The organism is Paenibacillus sp. 3LSP, from assembly GCF_032465655.1.
In the GTDB taxonomy this organism is placed as follows: domain Bacteria; phylum Bacillota; class Bacilli; order Paenibacillales; family Paenibacillaceae; genus Fontibacillus; species Fontibacillus barengoltzii.
The window spans coordinates 1-4618 of record NZ_JAWDJI010000266.1; the positions used below are offsets into that span (position 1 = coordinate 1).

The 4618-nt window shown below is 49.2% G+C and carries 4 protein-coding genes; 2 read left to right on the forward strand and 2 right to left on the reverse strand.

The window, feature by feature from the left end; translation table 11 throughout:
- Positions 1-66: 66 nt before the first annotated feature.
- Entirely contained in the window at positions 67-1524 is a 1458-nt protein-coding gene (locus RW092_RS23195; protein WP_085168880.1) for a 4-hydroxyphenylacetate 3-hydroxylase family protein, read from the reverse strand.
- A 127-nt stretch (positions 1525-1651) separates the two neighbouring features.
- Positions 1652-2308 carry a spore cortex-lytic enzyme gene (sleB, locus tag RW092_RS23200; RefSeq protein ID WP_410055568.1) on the reverse strand — a complete coding sequence of 219 codons (657 nt, stop codon included), beginning with the start codon at positions 2306-2308 and terminating at the stop codon, positions 1652-1654.
- 135 nt (positions 2309-2443) lie between these two features.
- Here sleB and RW092_RS23205 point away from each other — a divergent pair, with 135 nt between their 5' ends.
- Positions 2444-2737 (forward strand): polyprenyl synthetase family protein, encoded by a 294-nt coding sequence (locus tag RW092_RS23205; RefSeq protein WP_410055569.1) that lies wholly within the window; start codon positions 2444-2446, stop codon positions 2735-2737.
- A gap of 311 nt (positions 2738-3048) precedes the next feature.
- On the forward strand, positions 3049-4527 hold the full coding sequence (locus tag RW092_RS23210; protein ID WP_316011406.1) for an Lsa family ABC-F type ribosomal protection protein: 1479 nt from the start codon (positions 3049-3051) through the stop codon (positions 4525-4527).
- Positions 4528-4618: the final 91 nt, after the last annotated feature.

Genomic DNA, 4618 nt, shown 5'->3' on the forward strand with positions numbered 1-4618 from the left:
AAAGATTTGGAGCACTTTTTATTTTTTTCAGAAGAGATTACTTTCGAAATTCAGGTTAAATTTTCTTTATTCTCCTTTTAACTCTAGAAACTGGTAAATTCGCGATTTGTATTGCTCCATGCTCTCGCAGCAGCCATACATCCGGTTGGCAATCGTCTTTCCATTTCCGAAGAAGAAGCGTTCGAACTGGTTTTGTCTGCCTCCAAACGCTCCGCCGCCCAGCTCCCAGGCCAGTCTGAAAAGGGCGATGCGATCCTTGGCCGGGCTGGAAATCCCCTGTAAATAGGCATTGAGGTACGCTTCGTTCTCCGAAAAGAAGTCTGCCCCAAACGGGTTCATGATCAGCTGGCTGGCGCTAATCGTACGGATCAACCGCAGCGCTTCTTCATGCAGATCGGGAAATTGGATGCCTGCGGCGGTCAGGGGGGCCAGTGCTGGAACGAAGTAGCCGGATGAGGTGAATGTCCCGTCAGTCTCAGCCGCCACCCGTAATGCTTTTAGATTCTCCAGCATCGCCATGAGTTTGGTGATGGATTGGAGGAACGTAGGCTCGCTATCCGCATTCTGCTCCTCGGCTAACACTTGCAACAGCCCTAGGAAAAACTCCGTTTTCGCAATGTACCGTGTGAGGATCTGGTGACCAACGTACGCATGGAAGTGCCCTTCACGAAACAACCGATCGCACAGCTCCTCTTTCCCAAAGAAAAATACCCGATCCCGCGGTACGAGAACTCGATCAAAAATCACCATCGTATCCATTTCCTCAAATCGACTGGAGAGGGGATGATCATAACTTGAATCAAACGCATGGCTCTCTCGACATATAAAGGTAATTCCCTCCACATCATTAGGCACGGCAAAAGCGAACGCGCTGGGATTGACCTGCCCGTCTCCCAACATGAACGTTGGTGTGGGGAGGACGAGGATTTCCTCGCAGGTAGGTCCCTGGGTCGCCATCAGAAAAGCTCCGCTAACGACAAGACCTTCAGGTTGGATCTCCACCACCTTGGCGGCCAGGGATTCTTCATGATCCACCGGTCCGGACATTTTGCTGATCATCGGCTGCACGAAGGCATGGGATAACGTGATATCATGCTCCCGACAATATTCGTAATACGTGCGCAGATTCCGTCCATACTCTGGCATGGCGGCCTCCAACAAGGAGCAAGCCGTATAAAACGACATCAATGCCGTGTTCATATAGTCGGGGGAACGACCGAGGAATCCATGATGCAAACCGGCCCATATCTCGGACATCCTCCTTCTGCGAACTAAGTCATCGGGTGTGGTCGGCGGCAAAAATGAAAGACCCACTCGCTCCTCGCTGGTTGGTGACACATAAGTCATGATGTCTCGCAGGTCGTCCTCGCATTGCTTGTCGTACATCGCAGCCTGCGTCCGGATCAACCCCCGAAAGGCAGGGTGCTCGGATAACGGAACGTTGACACGTTCGCCGTTGTACCATAGCCGGATGCGCTTGCGGTTGATCCGTTCGATGTACTGTTTTCCGTTTTTGATGGGCATCGTCTTCCTTGTCCCCTTTACACGTAATGAGTGTGGTTTGTATATATAGTGCAGAGAAGTTTAGGAATGTGCCTCCTAAAAAAACACAGGATCTTGCGCGATTCGCAAGACCCTGTTTCATTTTCCGTTAACTGGTGAAGATGTGGTTTCCGATTTGAAGCTTCTGCGGACGCGACCATATCCATTTGCTTGTCGCTGTTTTTGGATTGAAATAATATAGCGAACCGTAGGACGGATCCCAACCTCTAACCGCATCCAGTGCAGCCAGATAGGCTGTGCGATCCGGCGTTAGCCAGATTTGCCCGTCGTCGACCGCCGTAAAGGCGCCCGGTTGAAACACAACCCCGTTGATCGTATCAGGGAATAATGACGATTGAATCCGATTCATAACGACGGCACCTACCGCCACTTGTCCAGTATATGGCTCACCTCGAACTTCACTATAAATCACGCGAGCCAACAGATCCATTTCGGTTTGATTCAGAGAATATTTTCTCAGCGCCTTCCACGTTTGAGGCCCCGCCACACCATCTACCTGGAGCCCATAACGCGACTGGAACGTACGTACGGCTTGTTGCGTTTTTGTCCCGTAATATCCAGTAAGCTGTTCATTGAAAATGCCCAACGCCTTCAGTCGATATTGAAGATCCCAAACATCGCCGCTCGTGGAGCCCAACTTCACCGTACCGGAGGCTGCGGCCGCTGGTGTTGGTGTTGCTCCACCCAACAAGCCTGCCGAGAGCATGATCACCAAGAGTAAAAGGAATCCTCGGAATTTATTCATTTCGGGTGACCTCCTTTCCCTACAACATTGTAGGGAAGAGCGCAGGGCGGGACAACCTACAACTTTTGGCATTGAGCGGGAAGAGAGGGAAGGGGTTGAAAAAATGCAAACCAACGCTGCATGAAGTGCATAACAGTGCCTTGCATGGGGCAAGCGATGGATTTAAACGCCAAAGGCAAAGCATTAACCGTAGAGGAGCTTGACCGCATTTGCTTCTACAAGACGGGGATTGCGTTTGAAGCCTGTCTGGTGGCGCCGGCAATATTGGCACGGGCGAACGACACGGAAATCGCCGTTCTCAAAAAATATACATATCACACCGGCATGTGGGAGCATTATTGTTTGGCGATGGAAGCGCTCCAGGAGCTTCCCGAACCTCCGTCTTTTCTTAAGCACTTACTGCATTACAACATGAACCGGAAAGCATAAGCCAGTTGTCATTAGAGCCATTTGCATTGCTGTCAAACCTTGAACTCCTATCCTCATTATGTTAAAATACGACTATCTTTAATGAGGGAGCTGAAACGGATGGATATTTCTTGCTAAGAAGATGGAACCGTGATGCGAGCGTCATTCGCATGGTTTATTTCTTATGCAAGAAAGATATCTCATCCTTTCACTCCAATCGTATATTCTGAATCCATCCCCCGATGGCAGGGGAGGATTTTTTGAATATTTTTGGGCTGCAGGAAAGGTATCTTTCTTGCAGTCCATTTTTTTATGCAGGAGGGATGTTGTTCATGTCATTAATTCATGTGAACCATCTAACGTTTGCCTATGAAGGCAGTTACGATAACATTTTTGAGGATGTCAGCTTTCGTATCGATACCGATTGGAAGCTGGGGTTTACCGGGAGGAACGGGCGAGGGAAGACGACCTTTCTACATTTGCTGCTCGGAAAATACGAATACAGCGGACAAATTTCCGCGGATGTCAGCTTCGATTACTTCCCGTTTGAGGTCAAGCATCCGGAGAAGCATACGCTGGATGTCGTAGAGGAAATCGTTCCGTACTATGAGCTGTGGGAGCTCATGCGTGAGCTTTCTTTGCTGCAGGTGTCGGATGATGTGCTGTACCGTCCTTTCGAAACCTTGTCCAATGGGGAGCAGACCAAGGTGATGCTTGCCGCCTTATTTTTGAAGGAGAATCACTTCCTGCTGATCGATGAACCAACGAATCATTTGGACATGGAAGCGCGAGAGCTTGTGGGGGATTATTTAAACCGCAAGAATGGGTTTATCCTGGTTTCTCATGACAGGGCTTTTCTGGATCGTTGTGTGGACCACATCCTGTCCATCAACAAGACGAACATTGAGATTCAGAAGGGCAATTTCTCGGATTGGTGGGAGAATAAACGCCGCCAAGACAACTATGAGTTAGCTGAAAACGAGAGGCTGCAGAAAGACATTAAACGCCTGTCGGAAGCGGCCAAACGGACGAGCAACTGGTCGCATAAGGTAGAAAGCTCGAAAAATGGCACCCGAAATTCCGGCTCCAAGGTAGATAAGGGGTACATCGGTCATAAAGCGGCTAAGATGATGCAACGCTCCAAATCGATTGAGCAACGACAACAGAATGCGATTGAGGAAAAGTCGAAGCTGCTCAAAAATATCGAAACCTCGGAAAGCTTAAAAATCGCCCAGTTGCCTTACCATAAAACACAGCTTGCCGAATTCGACCGTGTTTCGATCTACTACGGTGAGAAGCAGGTGTGCCAAGAGATCAGCTTTACGATCGAACGAGGCGACCGCATTGTGCTGACGGGCCGCAACGGCTCCGGGAAATCAAGCATTCTGAAGCTGCTTTGCGGGGAGGACATCTCTTATTTCGGTACGGTACGCCAAGGAAGCCAATTGAAGATCTCCTATGTGTCCCAACAAACCTCGTGGCTGCAGGGGAATTTAACCGATTTTGCCAGAGAGCATGAAATTGATGAAAGCTTGTTTAAGGCTATTTTGCGGAAATTAGACTTCTCCAGACTGCAGTTTGAGAAGGATATGGCGGATTACAGCGGGGGACAGAAGAAGAAGGTGCTCATCGCCAAAAGCCTCTGCGAAAAAGCGCATTTGCTGGTCTGGGACGAACCGCTGAATTTCATTGACGTGATCTCGCGCATGCAGATCGAAGACTTGCTGATGAGCTATGAGCCGACGATCTTGTTTGTAGAGCATGACCGCGAGTTTTGCGAGCGAATTGCGACCAAACACGTACAACTCTAAAGAAAGACTTTCACAACCGCGTTCATCGCGGTTTTTTTAACATTATAGAATTTATAAAATTTCGGGGTGGGAGAGGCCTTCCGCCTCGTTT